Origin of the sequence: Rhizorhabdus argentea, assembly GCF_037861105.1 — a bacterium.
Classification (GTDB): domain Bacteria; phylum Pseudomonadota; class Alphaproteobacteria; order Sphingomonadales; family Sphingomonadaceae; genus Rhizorhabdus; species Rhizorhabdus argentea.
Map to the genome: position 1 here is coordinate 1 of NZ_JBANFK010000004.1, position 19,621 is coordinate 19,621.

Consider the following 19,621-nt stretch of genomic DNA (forward strand, 5'->3'; position numbering starts at 1 on the left):
TCGGCTCGTCTCCGCATCGTCGCGAAGATTGAATCAGACCCTCAACACCACTTCAAGGCAGTTTTTCAACAGAATCGGGCGCGAAGCGGACGTTGACGCTGGATGCATCCTCAAATCGTTGGCTAAACAGCGACTGCTTTGCCGATGATAAGGAGAGCATGGGGACACAGGGCGGCCGAACCGGTCGGGTAGAGCGATATCTTGCTTGCCGGCCTGGCGGATAGACCCACTCGACCCGGCAGCGGCTCTTGGCCCGTCCGAGACACAGGGTTGGCGCTTGCTCTCGAAGGAGGAGGGCTGAAGAACAGTACTCGCCGCTAATTTCTATTCGCGTCGCCAAGCTTCCCGCGCCGAATGTTCGCTTTTCGTTCTTGAATTTCGGGCCCGCTTTTGCTAAGCAATTCGGGTACCAATGACAAACCTCCAGCGCCATCTCAGCAATCCGACATTCCTCCCCGATGGGCTGCTACCCCCGCGGGTCCGGTGCCTGTCGGTCGCGCCGGTGCCGTTCTCCCCGCGCCGTTCGCCGGGCTGGCAGGAGGCTGGAAAACAAAAAAACAAAAAAACGAGCGAACAACCCCATGCACCCGGACTCGCTGTCACTTTTACGAGACATGTCCCGTCCGCCGATCTTCGCTATAGCGGCCCGATGACCGCCTATCTCACCCGCCCCGACAAGCCCGCGCTCGCCTATCGCTATCGGCCGGGCCGCGGGCCCACCATCGTCTTCCTGCCCGGCTATATGTCCGACATGGAGGGCGAGAAGGCGACGGCGCTCGATGCCTGGGCCGGGCGCGAGGGGCGGGCGATGCTGCGGCTCGACTATTCGGGCTGCGGGGCCAGCGAGGGGCGGTTCGCCGACTTCACGCTCGATCACTGGCGCGACGATGTGCTCGATGTCGTCGCGGCGTTCGCGCCGGGCGGGCCGCTGGTGGTGGTCGGCTCGTCGATGGGGGGCTGGCTGGCGCTGCTGGTGGCGCTGGCGCTGCCGGGGCGGGTGCAGGCGCTGGTCGGCATCGCCGCCGCGCCTGATTTTACCGACTGGGGCTTTTCCGAGGACGTCGTCGCGCTGCTGCGCGAGGAGTCCAGGATCGAGCAGCCGAGCGACTATTCCGGCGAGCCCTATGTGACGACCTACGCCTTCTGGGAGTCGGGCCAGGCCAACCGGCTGCTCGATGCGGAGATCGGCTATGACGGGCCGGTGCGCCTGTTGCAGGGGCAGCAGGACGATACCGTTCCCACCTCGATCGCGCTGCGGCTGTCGCGGGCGATCCGTTCAGCCGATGTGCAGACGATCCTGGTCAAGGACGGCGACCATCGCCTGTCGCGGCCGGGGGATATCGCCCTGCTGCTGGGCGTGGTCTCGCACGTGATGGAGCCCTGATGCTGATCCTGCTCGCCCTTGCCGCCGCTGCCGCCGTCCCGCCGCCGCCCACCCAGGCGGAGCATGATGCTCGCGGCGCGAAATGCGCTGCGCTAGCCAGGAACGATCCGGCCAAGGCGGAGAGCGAGGCGCGCAGCTGGATCGCCAGCGGCGGCGGCATGGCGGCGCGGCAGTGCCTGGGCGTCGCGCAGTCGGGCCTCGAGCAATGGCCGGCGGCGGCGGCGACCTTCGAGGGCGCGGCCAAGGACGCGCAGATCGCACAGAATCCGATGGCGGTGGTGCTGTGGATGCAGGCGGGCAACGCCGCGCTGGCGGGCGACGAGCCGGCCCGGGCGCGCGCCGATTTCGACAAGACGCTGGCGCTGCCGGGCCTGTCCGACGAAATGAAGGGCGAGGTCTATCTCGATCGCGCGCGCGCCGGCGTGTCGGTCAACGATCTGCCCGGTGCCAAGGTGGATCTCGAACAGGCGACCAAACTGGTGCCGCGCGATCCGCTCGGCTGGCTGCTGCGCGCCAATCTCGCCCGCAAGATGAAGGACATGCCGCTGGCGTTCAGCGCGATCCGCGAGGCCGCGACGCTGTCGCCCGGCGACCCCGCGATCAGCTACGAAGCCGGCAACATCGCCGCGGCGGCGGGGCAGATCGATGACGCCAAGGCGGCGTGGACCCGGGCCGCGCAGGCCGCGCCCGACAGCGACGCAGGCCAGGCGGCGGCGCTGGCGCTCAAGGGCGCGGCCGGGCCGCACCCATGAGCTTTATATGTTGTGGGCCCTCAGACGCCGGGCGGTCATCATCCGCTGCCCTTGGCTTCCTCGCAATAAGCGCGGGCGGCCGTTCGGCCTTGCGGGTCGCTGACGTGCCCCGACGCCGAGCTCTGCGTCGGAGCCTGTCGAGGCTCCGCAAGGCCGAACGGCCGTCGCGCCTTATTGGCGCGAAGCCAAGCAGGACGGATGTCCTGCGCCCGGCGTTTGAGGGCTCAACAAAAACCTCATCGGCCCGTCGCTCCGCCACCGGCAACGCAGCGTTCGCTCTACGGTTTGCATCGCCGATCTCGGTCCCTAGATAAGGCCGATGAAATATCTCCACACCATGATCCGGGTCTCCGATCCCCAAGCCACAATCCGCTTCTTCGAGCTGATCGGCCTGCGCGAGGTGAAGCGCTTCGACAATGACGCCGGCCGCTTCACGCTGATCTTCCTGGCGGCGCCCGGCGACGAGGGCGCGCAGGTCGAGCTCACCCATAATTGGGACGAGAAGGGCTATGACGGCGGACGGAACTTCGGCCACCTCGCCTATCAGGTCGATAATATCTACGAGACCTGCCAGCGGCTGATGGACGGTGGGGTGACGATCAACCGGCCGCCGCGCGACGGGCATATGGCGTTCGTCCGGACCCCCGACAATATCTCGATCGAGCTGCTCCAGGACGGCAGGCTCGACCCCGCCGAACCTTGGGCGTCGATGCCGAACACGGGCAGCTGGTGACGTGACGGTTGAGATCCTCCGCCTGCCCGTGCTCAGCGACAATTATGTCTGGCTGATGCACGATGCCGCGTCCGGCGAGACGGTCGTGGTCGATCCGGCGGTGGCGGAGCCGGTGCTTGAGGCGGCGGCGGCGCGCGGCTGGACGATCGGCCAGATCTGGAACACGCACTGGCACGGCGACCATATCGGCGGCAATGCGGCGATCAAGGCGGCGACCGGCTGCATCGTCAGCGGCCCCGCCGCCGAAGCCGCCAAGATCCCGACGCTCGACGTGCCGCTGCGCGAGGGCGACACCGTCCGGATCGGCGCGATCGAGGGGCATGTCATCGAGGTGCCCGCGCACACCGCCGGGCACATCGCGATCCATGTGCCGGAAGAGCGCGTCGCGTTCGTCGGCGACACCCTGTTCGCGATGGGCTGCGGCCGGCTGTTCGAGGGGACGCCCGCGCAGATGTTCGCCAACATGGCGCGGCTGTCGGCCCTGCCGGCCGAGACGCGGGTCTATTGTGCCCACGAATATACCCAATCGAACGGCCGCTATGCGCTGGTCGCCGAGCCCGACAATCTGGCGATCCGGCAGCGGATGATCGAGGTCGACGCCGCCCGCGCGGCCGGCGAGGCGACGGTGCCGAGCACGATCGCGCTCGAACGCGCCACCAATCCGTTCATGCGCGCCGCCAGCATCGAGGAGCTGGCCGGCCGCCGCGCCGCGAAGGACGTCTTCAAGGGCTGACGGCTCCGGGGCGGCTCAGTCCCGCAGCAGCTCGTTGATGCCGGTCTTCGAGCGGGTCTGCGCATCGACCCGCTTGACGATCACGGCGCAGTACAGGCCGGGGCCACCGTCCTTGCCCGGCAGCGTGCCGGGCACGACCACCGCGTAGGACGGCACCCGGCCGACGAATATTTCGCCCGTGGCGCGGTCGACGATCTTGGTCGAGGCGCCGAGATAGACACCCATCGACAGCACCGCGCCCTCCTCGACGATCACCCCCTCGGCGACCTCCGAGCGCGCGCCGATGAAGCAGCCATCCTCGATCACCACCGGCCCGGCCTGGAGCGGCTCGAGCACGCCGCCGATGCCGACGCCGCCCGACAGATGGACGTTCTTGCCGATCTGCGCGCAGCTTCCGACCGTCGTCCAGGTGTCGACCATGGTGCCCTCGCCGACGAACGCGCCGAGATTGACGAAGCTCGGCATCAGCACCGCGCCCTTGGCGATATGTGCGCCGCGCCGCACGATCGATCCCGGCACAGCGCGGAAGCCGGCGCTGCGATACTCGGTTTCCCCCCAGCCGGCGAACTTCGACGGGACCTTGTCCCACCAGCTCGATCCGCCGGGTCCGCCGGGGATCAGCTCCATGTCGTTGAGGCGGAAGGAGAGCAGCACCGCCTTCTTGAGCCATTGGTTGACCGTCCAGCCGTCAGGCCCCTTCTCGGCGACCCGACGTTCGCCCGAATCGAGCAGGCCGAGCGCCGTTTCCACCGCGTCGCGCACCGCGCCCTTGGTCGAGAAGCCGATTGCATCGCGCTCGTCCCAGGCCTGTTCGATGGTGGTCTGCAGGTCGCCGCTCATTCCATACCCCCTGTGATTTCGTGCAGCCATTGGCCGACATCATGGATCTCATAGTCGATGAAGCTCAGGTCGGCTTCGTGGTTGCCGAGCTCGGAGCCGTTGTTCACCCACACCGTGGTCATGCCGATCGCCTTGGCCGGCTTCAGGTTGCGCGCCATATCCTCGACGAACAGCGACGTGGTCGGCTCGATCCCGAACGCCTTCACCATCGACTCGTAGCTCGCGACATGCGGCTTGGGCTGGTAGGCGCAGGCGTGGATGTCGTGGATCGCCTCGAAGCTTTTCGACAGGCCGAGCCGTTCGAGCACCCGCCCCGCATAGACGGCATCGCCATTGGTGAAGATCAGCTTGCGTCCGGGCAGCTTGGCCACCGCCTCGACCAGCCGCCGGTCTTCCTCGAGCGCGTCCATCTCGACATCGTGGACGAAGGCGAGGAATTCATGCGGATCGATTTCATGGTTCTTCATCAGCCCGGACAGGGTGGTGCCATGCTCGCGAAACAGCCGCTTCTGGATCTGGTGCGCCTCGTCGGCATCGACGCCGAGCAGCCGCTGGACATAGAGCCCCATCCGAACGTCGATCAGCCCGAACAGATCGGCCGTCGCGGGGTAGAGCGTGTTGTCCAGATCGAAGATCCAGGCGTCGATATGATCGAGGGCGGCAAGCATGGCGGGCGAGTAGACGTTGGGGGAAGGCGAGGCAACCATCCCGGATCGTCATTCCAGCGAAAGCTGGAATCTCAGGAGATCAGGAGCCGTCCTTGCCGCACGAGATCCCAGCCTGCGCTGGGATAACGAGGCGCATCCGTCAGACCGTAAAGCTCTCGCCGCAGCCGCAGCTGCCCTTCGCGTTGGGGTTCGCGAACACGAAGCCGGCCGAGAAATCATCCTCGACCCAGTCCATCTGCGATCCGATCAGGTAGAGGATCGAGCCGCCGTCGACATAGAAATCGCCGCCTGGCGTCACGATCTTCTCGTCGAACGGATCCGCGGTGCTGACATAGTCCACCGAATAGGCCAGGCCCGAGCAGCCGCGGCGCGGCGTCGACAGCTTGACGCCGATGGTCCCCTCGGGGGTGGACGCCATCAGATGCGCGATGCGCGCTTCGGCCGAGGCTGTGAGCGTCAGCGCGGCGGGACGGGCGCGGGTGGTGGTTGTCGTGGTCATTCCATCAACTCCATCTCCGCTCATCCTGAGGAAGGACTGAGCCTGGCGAAGGCCCGTCTCGAAGGATCCTTCGAGATGGCATTTCGACTTCGCTCAATGGCTCCTCAGGATGAGCGGATATCAAAACCTTAAAGCATTCCAAGTTCCAGCTTCGCCTCATCGGACATCTTCGCCGGATCCCATGGCGGATCCCAGACGAGGTTGACCTCGGCCGATCCGACCCCTGGCACCGCGCCGACGCGCAGCTCGACTTCGCCGGGCATCGATTCGGCCACCGGGCAATGCGGCGTCGTCAGCGTCATCGTCACGACGACATGGCTGTCGGGAGTGACGTCGACGCCGTAAATCAGGCCCAGTTCATAGATATTCACCGGAATCTCGGGATCGTAGATTTCCTTGAGGGCATCGATCACGCCCTCGTAGAGATCGCCACCCGGCTCGGCCGCGCCGGCTGCCGCCGGCTTCTGCGCCAGGAAGCCTTCGAGATAGTCGGGCTTGTGGCCCACATCGTCGAGATCGACGCGCGCCTTGGGCGGCGCCGCGACGGCGGTGACCTCCTCGATCTCGATCTTGCCCGGTTCGTTCATTGGCTGGCCCTGCTCGCTATCTGGCATCATCCGAAAATCCGCGTCACCCGTTCGATTCCCCGCAGCAGCGCCGCGACATCGCTTTCGTCATTGTAGATGCCGAAGCTCGCGCGCGCGGTCGCGGGGATATCGAGGTGTTCCATCAACGGCTGGGCGCAATGGTGCCCGGCCCTGATCGCCACCCCTTCCTCGTCCAATATGGTGCCGATGTCGTGCGGATGCACCCCCTCGATCGCGAAGGAGACGATGCCGGCGGAATCCTCCGGCCCGAACAGCCGCACGCTGTTGATCGCCGACAGCGCGTTGCGCGCGTGCGTTACCAGCGCGACCTCGTGGGCGTGGATCTCCGGCAGGCCGATCGCCTCGACATAATCCATGGCGGCATGGAGGCCGAGCGCGCCGACGATGTTCGGCGTGCCCGCCTCGAACCGCTGCGGCGCGGGCGCCCAGGTCGTCTTCTCGAATGTCACCTTGTCGATCATCGATCCGCCGCCCTGCCAGGGCGGCATCGCGTTCAGCAGCGCGCCCTTTGCCCAGAGCGCGCCGATGCCGGTCGGTCCGTAGAGCTTGTGGCCGGAAAATGCGTAGAAGTCGCAGCCGATCGCCTGCACGTCGACGGCGATCCGCGGCACCGCCTGGCATCCATCGAGCAGAATCTTCGCGCCCACAGCCTGGGCGAGTTCGGTCGCCCGCCGTGCATCGAGCACCGAGCCGAGCACGTTGGACACATGCGCAAACGCCACCAGCTTGTGGCGCTCGGTCAGCATCGCCTGGGCCGCGTCGAGGTCGATCCGGCCGTCCTCGGTCAGCGGGCAGACGTCGATCGCGACACCGGTGCGGTCCTGGATCAGCTGCCAGGGCACGATGTTCGAATGATGCTCGAGCTTCGACAGCAATATGCGGTCGCCGGGTCGGAGATTGGCGACGCCCCAAGTCTGCGCGACCAGGTTGATCGCCTCGGTCGCGCCGCGGACGAACACGACCTCGTCCGAGCTGTGGGCGTGGAGGAAGCGCGCGACCCGCTGGCGTGCGGCTTCATAGGCGATCGTCATGTCGGCCGAGCGGCGATAGACGCCGCGATGCACGGTCGCATAATCCTGGCCATAGGCCTGGTTGATCGCGTCTATTACCGCCTGCGGCTTCTGCGCGGTCGCCGCGGTGTCGAGATAATGCCAGCCCTCGGGGATGGCCGGAAAATCCTTCGTCCACGCGTTCATGCGCGCCCCTCCAGCCAGCGCTCGGCCTCGGCCTGGAACAGGTCGCGGGCCCGTTCCTCGCCAATCCGCGAGATGGCATCGGCGATGAAGGCCTGGGTCAGCAGCGCCCGCGCGCGATCGGGAGTGATGCCGCGCGACATCATGTAGAACAGCGCGCGCTCATCGAGCTCGCCGACGGTTGCGCCATGCGCGCATTTCACGTCGTCGGCGAAGATCTCGAGCTCGGGCTTCAGGTTCACCGTCGCGGTGCGCTTGAGCATCAGCCCGCGCAGGCTCTGCTCGCCGTCGGTCTTCTGCGCGTCGCGCGCCACCTCGACGCGTGCCGCCATGCTGACGGTTGCCTTGTCGTCGGCAACGGCGCGCCACAACTGGCGGCTGGTGCCTTCTTCGCGGGCATGGCGAATCACGATCGCCGCCTCGTGGCGCTGCTCGTCCCGCGTGAGCAAGGCGCCGCCATGCTCGGCATAGGCCCCCGGTCCGTCGAGCAGGATCGCCCCGTCGATGCGGCTGCTGCCCTGTCCTGCGCCAAGCACCGTTGTGACGAGGCTCGCCCCCGCCTCCAGTCGCGCTTCGTCGCGCAACGAGGTAAAGCCGGAGGATTGCGAAATGCGGATCGCCCGCATCAGCCGCGCCGAGCGGCCGAGCTCGATGCTGGTGAGCCGGTTGGCCCAGCCATCGCCGACATAGGTCTCGACGATGCTCGCCTGCGCATCCTCTGCCATGACGATTCGTGCGGGCAGGTGGTTCGCGCCGCCGGTCGCCACATGGACGATCTCGATCAGGTCCTCTGCCCCGTCCTCGTGGATCGCGAGCGTCCAGCCGGGGCCGGTGGCAAGTGTCGCCAGCGGATGCGCCGAACTGATCCCGGTCGGGCCGATCGCGGCGGGTCCGGGGCGGCTGCGTGCCTCATCGAACCTGCCGTCGATGAACAGCAGGCGTGGGCCATCGCCAATCCAATGTGCGTCGAGATCGCGGGCGCCGCCGGTGGCGGCAGCGGCTGCGAGCTCGGGCAGCGCCGACAGATCGGACCAGCGCCACGCTTCCTCGCGTTGAGAGGGGAGCGCCAGGTTCACGCCGCGATCGCTCCGTAACCCTCGCGCTCGAGCTCGTGGGCCAGTTCGGCGCCGCCGGTGCGGACGATGCGACCGCCGGCAAGGACGTGGACGAAATCGGGTTTCACATAGTCGAGCAGGCGCTGGTAATGGGTGATTAGCAGCACCGCCTTGTCGGGCTTGCGCATGATCATGTTGATGCCGCCGCCGATGGTGCGCAGCGCATCGATGTCGAGGCCCGAATCGGTCTCGTCGAGGATCGCCAGCTTGGGGTCGATGATCCCCATCTGCACCATCTCGTTGCGCTTCTTCTCGCCGCCCGAAAAGCCGACATTCACCGGCCGCTTGAGCATGTCCATGCTGAGGCCGAGCGCATCGGCTTGCGCCTTGGCGCGCTTGAGGAAATCGCCGCCCGACAGCGGCTCCTCGCCGCGCAGCCGCCGCTGGGCGTTCAGGGCCTCGCGCAGGAACTGGACATTGGAGACGCCGGGGATCTCGACCGGATATTGGAAGCCGAGGAACAGCCCGGCCGCAGCACGCTCATGCGGCGCCTTGTCGAGCAGATCCTCGCCGTCGAAGATCGCGCTGCCCTCGGTCACCTCATAGCCGGGCCGCCCGCTCAGCACATAGGAGAGCGTCGACTTGCCTGCGCCATTCGGCCCCATGATCGCATGGATCTCGCCGGGGTTGAGCGTCAGCGACAGCCCCTTGAGGATCGGCTTGCCGTCGACTTCGGCGTGAAGGTTTTCGATTTTCAGCATTCTTACTTCCCGGCGTCATGCCAGCGCAGGCTGGCATCCATGTCTCTTTCCACGAACGGCACCTCGAAAGGCGACAGCCATGGACCCCAGCCTCCGCTGGGGTGACGGTTTATCTTGTGGGAATCAGCCAACCGAGCCCTCCAGGCTTATGCCCAGCAGCTTCTGCGCCTCGACGGCGAACTCCATCGGGAGTTGCTGGAGCACCTCCTTGGCGAAGCCGTTGACGATCAGTGCCACCGAGGCTTCCTGGTCGAGGCCGCGTGACATCGCGTAGAAGAGCTGGTCGTCGCTGATCTTCGAGGTGGTCGCCTCATGCTCGATCTGCGCCGAGGGATTCTTCACCTCGATATAGGGCACGGTATGTGCGCCACACTTGTCGCCCAGCAGCAGCGAATCGCACTGGGTGTGGTTGCGCGCATTCTCGGCGGTCGGGCCGACGCGGACGAGGCCGCGATAGGTGTTGTCGCTGCGGCCGGCCGAGATCCCCTTGGAGACGATCGTCGAGCGGCTGTTCTTGCCGAGATGGATCATCTTGGTGCCGGTGTCGGCCTGCTGGCGGTTGTTGGTGACGGCGACCGAGTAGAATTCGCCGACGCTGTTCTCGCCGGCGAGCACGCAGCTCGGATATTTCCACGTGATCGCGCTGCCGGTCTCGACCTGGGTCCAGCTCACCTTGCTGTTCTTGCCCTGGCACAAGGCGCGCTTGGTCACGAAATTATAGATGCCGCCCTTGCCCTCGGCATCGCCCGGATACCAGTTCTGGACGGTCGAGTATTTGATCTCGGCATCATCGAGCGCGACCAGCTCGACCACGGCGGCGTGGAGCTGGTTCTCGTCGCGCATCGGCGCGGTGCAGCCTTCGAGATAGGAGACATGGCTGCCCTTGTCGGCGACGATCAGGGTGCGCTCGAACTGACCGGTATTCTCGGCGTTGATCCGAAAATAGGTGCTCAGCTCCATCGGGCAGCGCACGCCCTCCGGGATGTAGACGAAGGTGCCGTCGGAGAAGACTGCACAGTTCAAGGTGGCGAAATAATTGTCGTGCATCGGCACGACCTTGCCGAGCCACTTGCGCACCATCTCGGGATATTCGCGGATCGCCTCGCTGATCGACCGGAAGATGACGCCGGCCCGCTCGAGCTCGGCGCGGAAGGTGGTGGCGACCGAAACCGAATCGAACACCGCGTCGACCGCGACCTTGCGTGCGCCCTCGACACCGGCGAGCACCTTCTGCTCCTCGATCGGAATGCCGAGCTTCTCATAGACGCGCAGGATCTCGGGATCGACCTCGTCGAGCGATCCGAGTTCCTTCTTCGCCTTGGGCGCCGCATAATAATAGGCGTCCTGGTAATCGATCGGCGGCACGTTCAGCTTGGCCCAGTCGGGCGGCGTCATGGTCAGCCAGTGGCGATAGGCCTTGAGCCGCCAGTCGAGCATCCATTCGGGCTCGTTCTTCTTCGCCGAGATAAAGCGGACGGTGTCTTCGGACAGGCCCTTGGGCGCGAAATCCTGCTCGATGTCGCTGGTGAAGCCCCACTCGTAATTGGAGGCCTTGTCCGCGGCGTCGATCGCGGCGCGGTTCTTTTCGGTGCGAGTGTCGGTCATGCCGATACTCCCGTAGAATCACCCGACAGCATTGCAAGGCTGACTCCTCCGAGCGCACCGCGAATCGTATCGTTGACCACCGCCCAGTGCGGTTTGACCAGGCACGAGCCCTCGAGCCCGCAGTCGTGCCGGTGATCGTCGACGCAGGCGGTCATCGCGATCGGTCCCTCGACGGCCTCGATGATGTCGGCCAGGCTGATCTCGTTTGCCGGACGGGCGAGGCGGACGCCGCCGCCGGTGCCGCGCGCCGAGGCGAGCAGGCCTGCCTGCGCGAGTCGGCCCATGAGCTTCTGCGCGGTGGGCAGCGGCACGCCGGTTTCGTCGGCTATCAGCGTCGCCGTGAGCCGCTCGCCCGGCGCATGGCGCGCGGCGGCGGACAGCATCACGACCGCATAATCGGCTAAGCTGGACAGGCGCATGACGAGCTCGACTTTCAATCGGATTGATTCGGTCCGATTGGGCAGATGGCCCCGCCCCGGCCCGGCGTCAAGGGCCGCGGCCCGCAATGGGGTAGCCAGCGCGTACGATGTCCCGGCCGCGTTGGGCGAACACGACCGGGACATCTCGGGTCCCGGATCGGATCGACCTGGGGCACGATCGCGTACATTGCCTTCGGGGGGATGGACGCTGCAGGGGTAACGAGCAGCGGCGCCGGTTTAATCCCGCGCAGGCTTAATTTCGGAATCGGCAGATTGCTTGGTGCGGGCGCGCTCCGTTGTCAGCCGGGCAGCGCTGCTCTATGGCCCGCGCCGATATGACCGAGCAGATCATCATCGCCGTTCCAAAGGGCCGCATCCTGAAAGAGGTGCTCCCGCTGTTCGCCGCCGTCGGCATCCTGCCCGAGCCGGCGTTCGGCGACGAGGACAGTCGGCTGCTGCGCTTTGCCACCAACCGCGCCGATATCGGCCTGATCCGGGTGCGCGCGTTCGATGTCGCGACCTTCGTCGCGCATGGCGCCGCGCAGCTCGGCATCGTCGGCTCGGACGTGCTGATGGAGTTCGACTATTCGGAACTCTACGCCCCGGTCGACTTGAATATCGGCCATTGCCGGATCTCGGTCGCCGAACCGGTGGCGATGGCGGCCAGCGACGACGTGCGCGAGTGGAGCCATGTCCGCGTCGCCACAAAATATCCCAACATCACCCGCCGCCATTTCGAGGCGCGGGGCGTGCAGGCCGAATGCGTCAAGCTCAACGGCGCGATGGAGATCGCGCCGGTGCTCGGCCTGTCGAGCCGGATCGTCGATCTGGTCTCCACCGGCCGCACGCTCAAGGACAATGGTCTTGCCGAGGTCGAGAAGATCGCCGACATCTCGTCGCGGCTGATCGTCAACCGCGCGGCCTTCAAGACCCGCGCGGCCGAGATTGCGCCACTGGTCGAGGGGTTTCGCCGTGCGGTCGAAGCCAATGGGATGGAACGCGATGCCGCTTCGGCTCGATAGCCGCGATCCCGGCTTCGCGAAGGCGTTCACGGCGTTGGTCGAGGGACGGCGCGAGGTCGACGAGGACGTCTCGCGCGACGTGACCGCGATCATCGCCGCGGTGCGGGCGCAGGGCGACGCCGCGCTCGCCGATTACACGCGCCGCTTCGACCGGCATGATCTCGACGCGTCGGGTTGGCGAATCGACCGCGCCGAATGCGACGCCGCGCTGGCCGGGCTCGATCCCGAACTGCGCGCGGCGCTCGACCTGGCGGCGGAACGGATCCGTGCCTATCATGCCGAGCAGCGTCCCGCCGACAGCGCCCGCACCGACGCCGCCGGGGTGCGGATGGGTGCGCGCTGGGGCGCCGTCGAGGCGGCGGGGCTATATGTGCCCGGCGGCCGGGCGGCCTATCCCTCGTCAGTGCTGATGAACGCGATCCCGGCAAAGGTCGCTGGCGTCGACTGGCTGGTGATGGTGACGCCGACGCCCGATGGCGTGGTCAATCCGCTGGTCCTCGCTGCGGCGGCGCTGGCCGGTGTGGACGAGGTGTGGCGTATCGGCGGCGCGCAGGCGATCGCGGCGCTCGCTTATGGCACCGATCGGATCAGGCCGGTCGATGTGATCGTCGGCCCCGGCAATGCCTGGGTGGCCGAGGCCAAGCGCCAGCTTTACGGTGTGGTCGGGATCGACATGGTGGCGGGCCCATCCGAAATCGTCGTCGTCGCCGACCGCGACAATGATCCTGCCTGGATCGCGGCGGACCTGCTGAGTCAGGCGGAGCATGATCCGACCAGCCAGTCGATCCTGATCACCGACGATGCCGCCTTCGCCGATGCCGTCACCGTCGAGGTGGAGGCGCAGCTCGGCCGCCTGCAGACCGAGCCGACGGCGCGGGCCAGCTGGGCGGCCAACGGCGCGATCGTTACCGTCGCCAGCCTCGACGAGGTGCCGGCGCTGTCCGACCGGCTCGCGCCCGAGCATCTCGAACTGGCGGTCGCGGATCCGCAGGGCCTGTTCGACCGGGTTCGCCATGCCGGCTCGGTCTTCCTCGGCCGCCATGCGCCGGAAGCGGTCGGCGATTATGTCGCCGGGCCGAACCATGTGCTTCCCACCGGCAGGCGCGCGCGTTTCGCCTCGGGCCTGTCGGTGCTCGATTTCATGAAGCGCACCAGCTTCATCGCGCTCGATTCTGCCGCGATCGCGGCGATCGGGCCGGCGGCGGTGGCATTGGCCCACGCGGAGGGGCTGCCCGCGCACGCCGCCTCCGTCGCGGCACGACTGGAACGATAGAGACTATGGCAAAGATCAACGAACGTTCGCGCTCGCGCAGCGCCGCCCGGCTCGCCGCCGCGCAGGCGCTCTACCAGCAGGAAATGGAGCAAACCCCGCTCGCGAGCCTGCTCGACGAGTTTCACCAGCATCGGCTCGGCGCGACGATCGAAGATGTCGAATATGCCGCGGCGGAAGTCAGCTTCTTTGACGACCTGGTCAAGGGCGTCGATGCCCGCCGCGCCGAGATCGATGCCGCGATCACCGCCCGGCTCGCCAGCGGCTGGACGCTCGAGCGGCTCGACCGCCCGATGCGCCAGATATTGCGCGTCGGCGCCTATGAACTGATCGCCCGGCCCGATGTGCCGACCGCGACCGTGATAAGCGAATATGTCGATGTCGCGGATGCTTTCTACGATCGACGCGAGAAGGGCTTCGTCAACGGACTGCTCGACGGCATCGCGAGAGACGTCCGCGCTTGATCGAAGGCGCCGCGATCGTCCACGATCCGTTCTTCTGGCTGCTCGGCATACCGGCAGTCATCTTTATGGGCCTCGGCAAGGGCGGCTTCATCGGAGTCGGCACACTGGCCATCCCGCTGATGGCGCAGGCGGTGCCGCCGGTGCAGGCTGCCGCGGTGCTGCTGCCGCTGCTCATCGTCCAGGATGCGGTGGGCGTCTGGTCGTTTCGCGGGAGCTGGGACCGGCGCGTCATGGCCGTCATGCTGCCGGGGGCGGTGATCGGCATCGGCCTGGGCTACTGGTTCGCCGCGAGCCTGTCCGAAGCCTGGGTGCTGGTCGCGGTGGGGCTGATTTCCTTTCTGTTCGGGCTGCAACGACTGTGGGTCGAGCGGGGCGGGAAGGCGGCGCCGTCACACCGGTTGCCCGATTGGATGGGCGCGGTCTGCGGGTTCGGATCGGGCCTGTGCAGCCAGATTGCGCACGCCGGTGGACCACCATATCAGTTGTGGGTGATGCCGCAGCGGCTGGATCGCGACACCTTCGTCGGCACCACCGTGATCTTCTTCGCGGTGATGAACTGGATCAAGGTGCCCGCTTATGCCGCGCTCGGACAGTTTTCCACGGCGAACCTGCTCGCGTCGGCGGCGCTGCTGCCGGTCGCGATCGTCTCGACCTTCGCCGGCGTGTGGCTGGTGCGCAGGGTCGACGGCGAGCGCTTCTACACGATCATCTACTGGCTCACCATGCTGCTCGGAGCGAAGCTGCTGTGGGATGGGGCGGTTCAGCTTGCCGCTTGACTTGATACGGCCCGGGGTTTCTCCCGAGCATCGGTCACAGCGATGATGCGAACAGCCATGAGCGATGAGAGACGCCTGATCGATGCCCTGCGCGGCCTGGCCACGCATCCCGGCGCGCGCGCGCTGCTGGACGATGCCGCGGTGTTGCCTGCGCCGATCGGCCGTGATCTCGTCTTCACCCACGACATGCTCGTCGAGGGAGTCCATTACCTGCCCGGCGATCCGCCCGGCGACGTCGCGTGGAAGCTGCTGGCCGTCAATCTGTCGGATCTCGCGGCGAAAGCGGCCGAGCCGATCGGCGTGCTGATGGGCTATGGCCTGACTGGCGCACGCGACTGGGATGCGGCGTTCGTCGCCGGCCTTGAGCGCGCGCTCGCGCATTTCGGCGTGCCGCTGCTCGGCGGCGACACGGTCGCGCAGCCTTCGGGCGATGCGCGGGTGCTGGGGCTGACCGCGATCGGGCAGGTTGCCCCTGGCGGCGCGCCCGACCGGCGGGGTGCGCAACCGGGTGATCTGCTGTTCGTCACCGGTACGATCGGCGATGCCGGCCTGGGCCTGCGCATCGCATCGGGCGAGATCGAGGGACCGCGCCGCCTGCTGAAGGCTTATCGGCTGCCGATGCCGCGCCTCGTCGAGGGGCGGGTGCTTGGCGGCCTGGCTCATGCCATGGCCGACGTCTCGGACGGGCTGCTGATCGATGCGCAGCGCATGGCCGCCGCCTCGGGTCTCGCCGTCGAGATCGATCTCGATGCGCTGCCCCTGTCGGCGGAGGCGCGCGGCTTCGGCGAGGATCGCGGGGCGCGGCTCGCCGCGGCCACGGCCGGCGACGATTACCAGCTGCTCTGTGCCGTCGCGCCGGACGACCGTGCGACAGTTGCGGCCATTGCGATGGAGATTGGCCGTTTCGCGGACGGCGCGGGGCTACGCGTCCAGGATCGTGACGGTGCCGTGCCGCTGCCGGCCAATCTGGGTTACGAGCATGGCTGAACCGTCGCTGAAGGCCTGAATTACGGGCCTTGCGGCGCGCGGACATCCCGGACATACAAGACGCCCACGTGTCTCGAGGTCGAAAAAGGGCGGAAAAGCCCGATCCGAGCGCGAACGGGAGCGAAGGGAGTCAGGATGCTCATCATAGACGTCGCGATCGGCTGCGGGCTGCTCGCCATATTATACGGGCTGTTCACCAGCCGTCAGGTACTGGCTGCATCGGCCGGCAACGAGAAGATGCAGGACATCGCCGCCGCCATCCAGGAGGGCGCGCAAGCCTATCTCGGGCGGCAATATCGCACCATCGCCATCGTCGGCGTGATCGTTGCGGCGCTGGTCTTCTATTTCCTCGGCTTCACCTCGGCCACCGGCTTCGTGATCGGCTCGCTGCTTTCCGGTACTGCCGGCTATGTCGGCATGAACATCTCGGTGCGGGCGAACGTCCGCACTGCCGAAGCTGCGCGGACCAGCCTGCAGAGCGGCCTCACCGTCGCCTTCCGGGCCGGTGCGGTCACCGGCGTGCTCGTCGCGGGCCTCGCGCTGCTCGCGATCGCGGTGTTCTACTGGTATCTCACCGGGCCGCGCGGCTACGCTCCCAATGACCGGGTCGTCATCGACGCGCTGGTGGCGCTGGCGTTCGGCGCCTCGCTGATCTCGATCTTCGCGCGTCTCGGCGGCGGCATCTTCACCAAGGCCGCCGATGTGGGCGCCGACCTGGTCGGCAAGGTCGAGGCCGGCATTCCCGAGGACGACCCCCGCAACCCCGCCACCATCGCGGACAATGTCGGCGACAATGTCGGCGATTGCGCCGGCATGGCCGCCGACCTGTTCGAAACCTATGTCGTCACGGTCGGTGCCACCATGGTGCTGATCGCGCTGCTCGTTACCGGTGATGCGGCATGGATCGGCAAGCTGATGTCGCTGCCGCTGCTGATCGGCGGCGTCTGCATCATCACCTCGATAATCGGCACCTATATGGTCCGCCTCGGATCGAGCCAGTCGATCATGGGCGCGCTCTACAAGGGCTTCTGGACCACCGCGATCCTGTCGGTTCCGGCAATCTACTTCGCCACCGACTGGGTGCTCGGCGACATGACCGGCGTGGTCGGCGTTGGCGACACCAGCTTCCCGATCATCAACATCTTCTATTCGGCGCTCGTCGGCTTGGGCGTCACCGGCCTGCTGGTGTGGATCACCGAATATTATACTGGCACCAACTATCGGCCGGTCCGCTCGATCGCCAAGGCGTCCGAGACCGGCCACGGCACCAACGTCATCCAGGGCCTCGCGATCAGCCTCGAGTCGACCGCACTGCCGACGCTGGTGATCTGCGTCGGTATCGTCGTCGCCTATCAGCTGGCGGGCCTGATCGGTATCGCCTTCGCAGCGACCGCGATGCTTGCCCTGGCCGGCATGGTCGTGGCCCTCGATGCCTATGGTCCGGTTACCGACAATGCCGGCGGCATCGCCGAGATGGCCGGGCTCGACGACAGCGTGCGCGTCAAGACCGACGCGCTCGATGCGGTCGGCAACACCACCAAGGCAGTGACCAAGGGCTATGCCATCGGTTCGGCCGGCCTCGCCGCGCTGGTGCTGTTCGGCTGCTATACCACCGATCTGACGCATTATTTCCCGAATCTTGCGGTCAACTTCTCGCTCAGCAATCCCTACGTGATCGTGGGCCTGCTGCTCGGCGCGCTGCTGCCCTATATCTTCGGGGCGTTCGGCATGACCGCGGTCGGCCGCGCGGCCGGTGCGGTGGTCGAGGAAGTGCGCGCGCAGTTCCGCGAGAATCCGGGCATCATGGCCGGCACCAGCCGCCCCAACTATGCCCGCACCGTCGATCTCGTCACCAAGGCGGCGATCAAGGAGATGATCGTTCCCTCGCTGCTGCCGGTGCTCGCGCCGATCGCGGTCTATTTCGTGATCACGCAGGTCGCGGGACAGGCCAACGGCTTCGCGGCTTTGGGCGCGCTGCTGCTCGGCGTGATCGTCTCCGGCCTGTTCGTCGCCATCTCGATGACCTCCGGTGGCGGCGCGTGGGACAACGCCAAAAAATATATCGAGGACGGCAACCACGGTGGCAAGGGATCGGAAGCCCATAAGGCAGCTGTGACCGGCGACACCGTCGGCGATCCCTACAAGGACACCGCGGGGCCCGCGGTCAATCCGATGATCAAGATCACCAACATCGTGGCCCTGCTTCTGCTCGCGGCGCTTGCCCACGCGATGTGATCGGAAGCGGCAATTGCCGAAAGTGGCCCGTCCGGAGCAATCCGGGCGGGCTTTTTCATTCGTTCTCCCACTTGGCGAGCGGACTTTCGGATGTTGTTGCGCGATGAGGAAACCCGAGAGGACGGCAGCGAGTATAGGTCAGCCCCAAAAAGCCCGCCACCGATCGACAGTGAAGGAACCCGCTTGAGTTTTCGGGTGGTGCAGATTTCGATCTTGGGGCGTTTGTAGCCGGCGGTTGCAGTCAGCCAGCAGGTTTCCGCTTGTCACACAGGAAACCGCCCTCGACCGTCAGCATGGAGCCGGTATTATCGCCTGCGCCCTTGCCCGCGAATTAAAGCACTGCGCTCGCCAGGCCGTCGGGGCCGTCGCCGAGCGGCACCTTCTGCGATCTTCGGATCGTTGGTGCATCGCGATCGTGCGAGGAACACAAGCCACATATTGGACAAAGCGGACCATATACAGAAAACCGCGCGCCTTCCGACGCGCGGATCTGCTCTTCCAGATTGGTCTGGCCGAGTGGTCGCTATGCTGACAAACGTTCCTCGCGGCGTCGACGCGTCAAGCGCGTCGGGCGCCATCCGGCCGATGGAGGACTATGCTCCGGGCGCCAGCAGCTCGACGATGCGCATGTCGGTGCCGCCGCCCGGCGCCAGCGACTTTATGCAGACCTGAGTGGCACCCGCACTCAGATGCTCGTCGATGCGCTTGCGCAGCGCAGCCTCGTCGCCCCAGCCGATGACCGAGTCAATGAAGTGGTCGGAGCCGCCATCGACGAAATCCTCGTCCGCGAATCCGAGGGCTTTCCACGAGTTGCGGTAGTTCGGGAGACCAAGGTAAAATTGAAGCTCATTGCGAGCGATCGCCCGTGCCTTTGCGGGGTCGGTCTCGAGGACCAGCGGCTGCTCCACGCAGAGCAACTTGTCGGGACCAAGAATCGCGCGGGCCTGCGCGGTATGTTCGGGGGTCACCAGGTAGCTATGCGTGCCCTGCCCCAGCTCGCCACTGAGCGCGATCATCTTCTCGCGCAGACCAGCCAGAACGATCCTGGTCGGTTCAGCTGGCGGCAGGGCAAAATAAGGCGCCTTGGCGATCGCCTCCAGGTAGGAGCGCATCGCGGGAAGCGGCTTTTCATATTGATGGCCGCGCATGCCTTCCACCGCCTCGCGATGGGAAACGCCCAGGCCGAGGATGAAGCGCCCGCCTGATTGCTCGTTAAGCGCGTCGGCCGCGCACCGCATGGCGATCGGATCGCGGGAATAGATGCTGACAATGCCGGTCGCCACGTTCAGCTTGGTCGTGTTGGCGAGCAGCCACGACGAGGCGACCAAGGAGTCGCGTCCGAAGGCGTCCGGCATCCAGAGCGCAGAATAGCCAAGTTCCTCGACACGGCGGGCAAAGTTTGCGAGGCGCTCGGCTGACGCCGGCCCCATTTCACCCGACTTTTCGTTCTCGAAAAAATCGATCGGCCCATCAAGATGGGCCCAAACGCTAATGGTGCCAAGGGTCATTAATTTCTCCTAAAGATTTATGTTCGAAAATGTCCGAACGCCGCGTAGCACGCTGCGCTTTGCCTGAACAAGGGCACGGTGAAATCGGCTACTGCCGGATGGGTCCGGG

20 protein-coding genes are annotated in these 19,621 nt (G+C 66.4%); 10 read left to right on the top strand and 10 right to left on the bottom strand.

The window, feature by feature from the left end:
* The first annotated feature begins 649 nt into the window (after positions 1–649).
* From AAC645_RS04450 to gloB, 4 genes are all read left to right on the top strand, one after another.
* Positions 650–1,384 (top strand): alpha/beta hydrolase, encoded by a 735-nt coding sequence (locus AAC645_RS04450; protein ID WP_340314169.1) that lies wholly within the window; start codon positions 650–652, stop codon positions 1,382–1,384.
* Positions 1,384–2,136 (top strand): tetratricopeptide repeat protein, encoded by a 753-nt coding sequence (locus tag AAC645_RS04455; protein ID WP_340314171.1) that lies wholly within the window; start codon positions 1,384–1,386, stop codon positions 2,134–2,136. The genes AAC645_RS04450 and AAC645_RS04455 overlap by 1 nt, the downstream gene beginning before the upstream one ends.
* A 319-nt stretch (positions 2,137–2,455) precedes the next feature.
* Positions 2,456–2,869: a VOC family protein gene (locus AAC645_RS04460; protein ID WP_340314173.1), complete on the top strand. Its 414-nt coding sequence runs from the start codon at positions 2,456–2,458 to the stop codon at positions 2,867–2,869.
* A gap of 1 nt (position 2,870) precedes the next feature.
* Positions 2,871–3,602, top strand: coding sequence for a hydroxyacylglutathione hydrolase (gene gloB / locus AAC645_RS04465; protein ID WP_340314174.1), 732 nt, complete (start codon positions 2,871–2,873; stop codon positions 3,600–3,602).
* 15 nt (positions 3,603–3,617) lie between these two features.
* On the opposite strand, the gene dapD is transcribed toward gloB, so the two are convergent.
* From dapD to AAC645_RS04510, 9 genes are all read right to left on the bottom strand, one after another.
* Positions 3,618–4,442 (bottom strand): 2,3,4,5-tetrahydropyridine-2,6-dicarboxylate N-succinyltransferase, encoded by an 825-nt coding sequence (gene dapD, locus AAC645_RS04470; protein ID WP_340314175.1) that lies wholly within the window; start codon positions 4,440–4,442, stop codon positions 3,618–3,620.
* Complete coding sequence (locus AAC645_RS04475; protein WP_340314551.1) at positions 4,439–5,110, bottom strand: pyrimidine 5'-nucleotidase; 672 nt, start codon at positions 5,108–5,110, stop codon at positions 4,439–4,441. The genes dapD and AAC645_RS04475 overlap by 4 nt, the downstream gene beginning before the upstream one ends.
* 139 nt (positions 5,111–5,249) lie before the next feature.
* Positions 5,250–5,609: a HesB/IscA family protein gene (locus tag AAC645_RS04480; protein WP_340314176.1), complete on the bottom strand. Its 360-nt coding sequence runs from the start codon at positions 5,607–5,609 to the stop codon at positions 5,250–5,252.
* Between the two features lie 128 nt (positions 5,610–5,737).
* Positions 5,738–6,196 (bottom strand): SUF system Fe-S cluster assembly protein, encoded by a 459-nt coding sequence (locus AAC645_RS04485; protein WP_340314552.1) that lies wholly within the window; start codon positions 6,194–6,196, stop codon positions 5,738–5,740.
* 26 nt (positions 6,197–6,222) lie between these two features.
* On the bottom strand, positions 6,223–7,413 hold the full coding sequence (locus tag AAC645_RS04490; RefSeq protein ID WP_340314177.1) for a cysteine desulfurase: 1,191 nt from the start codon (positions 7,411–7,413) through the stop codon (positions 6,223–6,225).
* Complete coding sequence (locus tag AAC645_RS04495; protein ID WP_340314178.1) at positions 7,410–8,486, bottom strand: SufB/SufD family protein; 1,077 nt, start codon at positions 8,484–8,486, stop codon at positions 7,410–7,412. Before AAC645_RS04495 ends, AAC645_RS04490 begins: the two co-directional genes overlap by 4 nt.
* Positions 8,483–9,226: a Fe-S cluster assembly ATPase SufC gene (gene sufC / locus AAC645_RS04500; RefSeq protein ID WP_340314179.1), complete on the bottom strand. Its 744-nt coding sequence runs from the start codon at positions 9,224–9,226 to the stop codon at positions 8,483–8,485. The genes AAC645_RS04495 and sufC overlap by 4 nt, the downstream gene beginning before the upstream one ends.
* A gap of 123 nt (positions 9,227–9,349) precedes the next feature.
* Complete coding sequence (gene sufB, locus AAC645_RS04505; protein WP_340314180.1) at positions 9,350–10,831, bottom strand: Fe-S cluster assembly protein SufB; 1,482 nt, start codon at positions 10,829–10,831, stop codon at positions 9,350–9,352.
* On the bottom strand, positions 10,828–11,250 hold the full coding sequence (locus tag AAC645_RS04510; RefSeq protein WP_340314182.1) for an SUF system Fe-S cluster assembly regulator: 423 nt from the start codon (positions 11,248–11,250) through the stop codon (positions 10,828–10,830). The genes sufB and AAC645_RS04510 overlap by 4 nt, the downstream gene beginning before the upstream one ends.
* A 335-nt stretch (positions 11,251–11,585) precedes the next feature.
* On the opposite strand from AAC645_RS04510, the gene hisG reads away from it, so the two are divergent.
* The 6 genes from hisG to AAC645_RS04540 all read left to right on the top strand — a co-directional run bounded on the left by hisG (position 11,586) and on the right by AAC645_RS04540 (position 18,004).
* Entirely contained in the window at positions 11,586–12,272 is a 687-nt protein-coding gene (gene hisG, locus AAC645_RS04515) for an ATP phosphoribosyltransferase (protein ID WP_340314553.1), read from the top strand.
* A complete protein-coding gene (hisD, locus tag AAC645_RS04520) occupies positions 12,253–13,545 on the top strand; it encodes a histidinol dehydrogenase (RefSeq protein WP_340314183.1) in 1,293 nt (430 codons plus the stop codon). The genes hisG and hisD overlap by 20 nt, the downstream gene beginning before the upstream one ends.
* Before the next feature lie 5 nt (positions 13,546–13,550).
* On the top strand, positions 13,551–14,006 hold the full coding sequence (nusB, locus tag AAC645_RS04525) for a transcription antitermination factor NusB (protein WP_340314184.1): 456 nt from the start codon (positions 13,551–13,553) through the stop codon (positions 14,004–14,006).
* A gap of 65 nt (positions 14,007–14,071) precedes the next feature.
* Entirely contained in the window at positions 14,072–14,782 is a 711-nt protein-coding gene (locus AAC645_RS04530; protein WP_340314554.1) for a sulfite exporter TauE/SafE family protein, read from the top strand.
* A gap of 57 nt (positions 14,783–14,839) precedes the next feature.
* Positions 14,840–15,769, top strand: a complete 930-nt coding sequence (gene thiL / locus AAC645_RS04535) for a thiamine-phosphate kinase (RefSeq protein ID WP_340314185.1) — start codon at positions 14,840–14,842, stop codon at positions 15,767–15,769.
* Between the two features lie 135 nt (positions 15,770–15,904).
* The gene (locus tag AAC645_RS04540; protein ID WP_340314186.1) at positions 15,905–18,004 is read left to right on the top strand and encodes a sodium-translocating pyrophosphatase; all 2,100 of its coding nucleotides are present in this window, start codon (positions 15,905–15,907) and stop codon (positions 18,002–18,004) included.
* A gap of 593 nt (positions 18,005–18,597) precedes the next feature.
* Here AAC645_RS04540 and AAC645_RS04545 read toward each other — a convergent pair.
* Entirely contained in the window at positions 18,598–19,512 is a 915-nt protein-coding gene (locus AAC645_RS04545) for a TIGR03620 family F420-dependent LLM class oxidoreductase (protein WP_340314187.1), read from the bottom strand.
* Between the last annotated feature and the right edge of the window lie 109 nt (positions 19,513–19,621).

Bases quoted from the DNA above. Each gene is read 5' to 3' on its own strand.
- AAC645_RS04530 (WP_340314554.1), top strand. From the start codon at position 14,072: ATGGGCCTCGGCAAGGGCGGCTTCATCGGAGTCGGCACACTGGCCATC.
- thiL (WP_340314185.1), top strand. From the start codon at position 14,840: ATGAGCGATGAGAGACGCCTGATCGATGCCCTGCGCGGCCTGGCCACG.
- AAC645_RS04540 (WP_340314186.1), top strand. From the start codon at position 15,905: ATGCTCATCATAGACGTCGCGATCGGCTGCGGGCTGCTCGCCATATTA.
- dapD (WP_340314175.1), bottom strand. From the start codon at position 4,442: ATGAGCGGCGACCTGCAGACCACCATCGAACAGGCCTGGGACGAGCGC.
- AAC645_RS04490 (WP_340314177.1), bottom strand. From the start codon at position 7,413: ATGAACGCGTGGACGAAGGATTTTCCGGCCATCCCCGAGGGCTGGCAT.
- AAC645_RS04485 (WP_340314552.1), bottom strand. From the start codon at position 6,196: ATGAACGAACCGGGCAAGATCGAGATCGAGGAGGTCACCGCCGTCGCG.
- AAC645_RS04450 (WP_340314169.1), top strand. From the start codon at position 650: ATGACCGCCTATCTCACCCGCCCCGACAAGCCCGCGCTCGCCTATCGC.
- AAC645_RS04475 (WP_340314551.1), bottom strand. From the start codon at position 5,110: ATGCTTGCCGCCCTCGATCATATCGACGCCTGGATCTTCGATCTGGAC.
- AAC645_RS04480 (WP_340314176.1), bottom strand. From the start codon at position 5,609: ATGACCACGACAACCACCACCCGCGCCCGTCCCGCCGCGCTGACGCTC.
- AAC645_RS04455 (WP_340314171.1), top strand. From the start codon at position 1,384: ATGCTGATCCTGCTCGCCCTTGCCGCCGCTGCCGCCGTCCCGCCGCCG.
- AAC645_RS04545 (WP_340314187.1), bottom strand. From the start codon at position 19,512: ATGACCCTTGGCACCATTAGCGTTTGGGCCCATCTTGATGGGCCGATC.
- sufB (WP_340314180.1), bottom strand. From the start codon at position 10,831: ATGACCGACACTCGCACCGAAAAGAACCGCGCCGCGATCGACGCCGCG.
- sufC (WP_340314179.1), bottom strand. From the start codon at position 9,226: ATGCTGAAAATCGAAAACCTTCACGCCGAAGTCGACGGCAAGCCGATC.
- nusB (WP_340314184.1), top strand. From the start codon at position 13,551: ATGGCAAAGATCAACGAACGTTCGCGCTCGCGCAGCGCCGCCCGGCTC.
- AAC645_RS04510 (WP_340314182.1), bottom strand. From the start codon at position 11,250: ATGCGCCTGTCCAGCTTAGCCGATTATGCGGTCGTGATGCTGTCCGCC.
- AAC645_RS04460 (WP_340314173.1), top strand. From the start codon at position 2,456: ATGAAATATCTCCACACCATGATCCGGGTCTCCGATCCCCAAGCCACA.
- hisD (WP_340314183.1), top strand. From the start codon at position 12,253: ATGCCGCTTCGGCTCGATAGCCGCGATCCCGGCTTCGCGAAGGCGTTC.
- hisG (WP_340314553.1), top strand. From the start codon at position 11,586: ATGACCGAGCAGATCATCATCGCCGTTCCAAAGGGCCGCATCCTGAAA.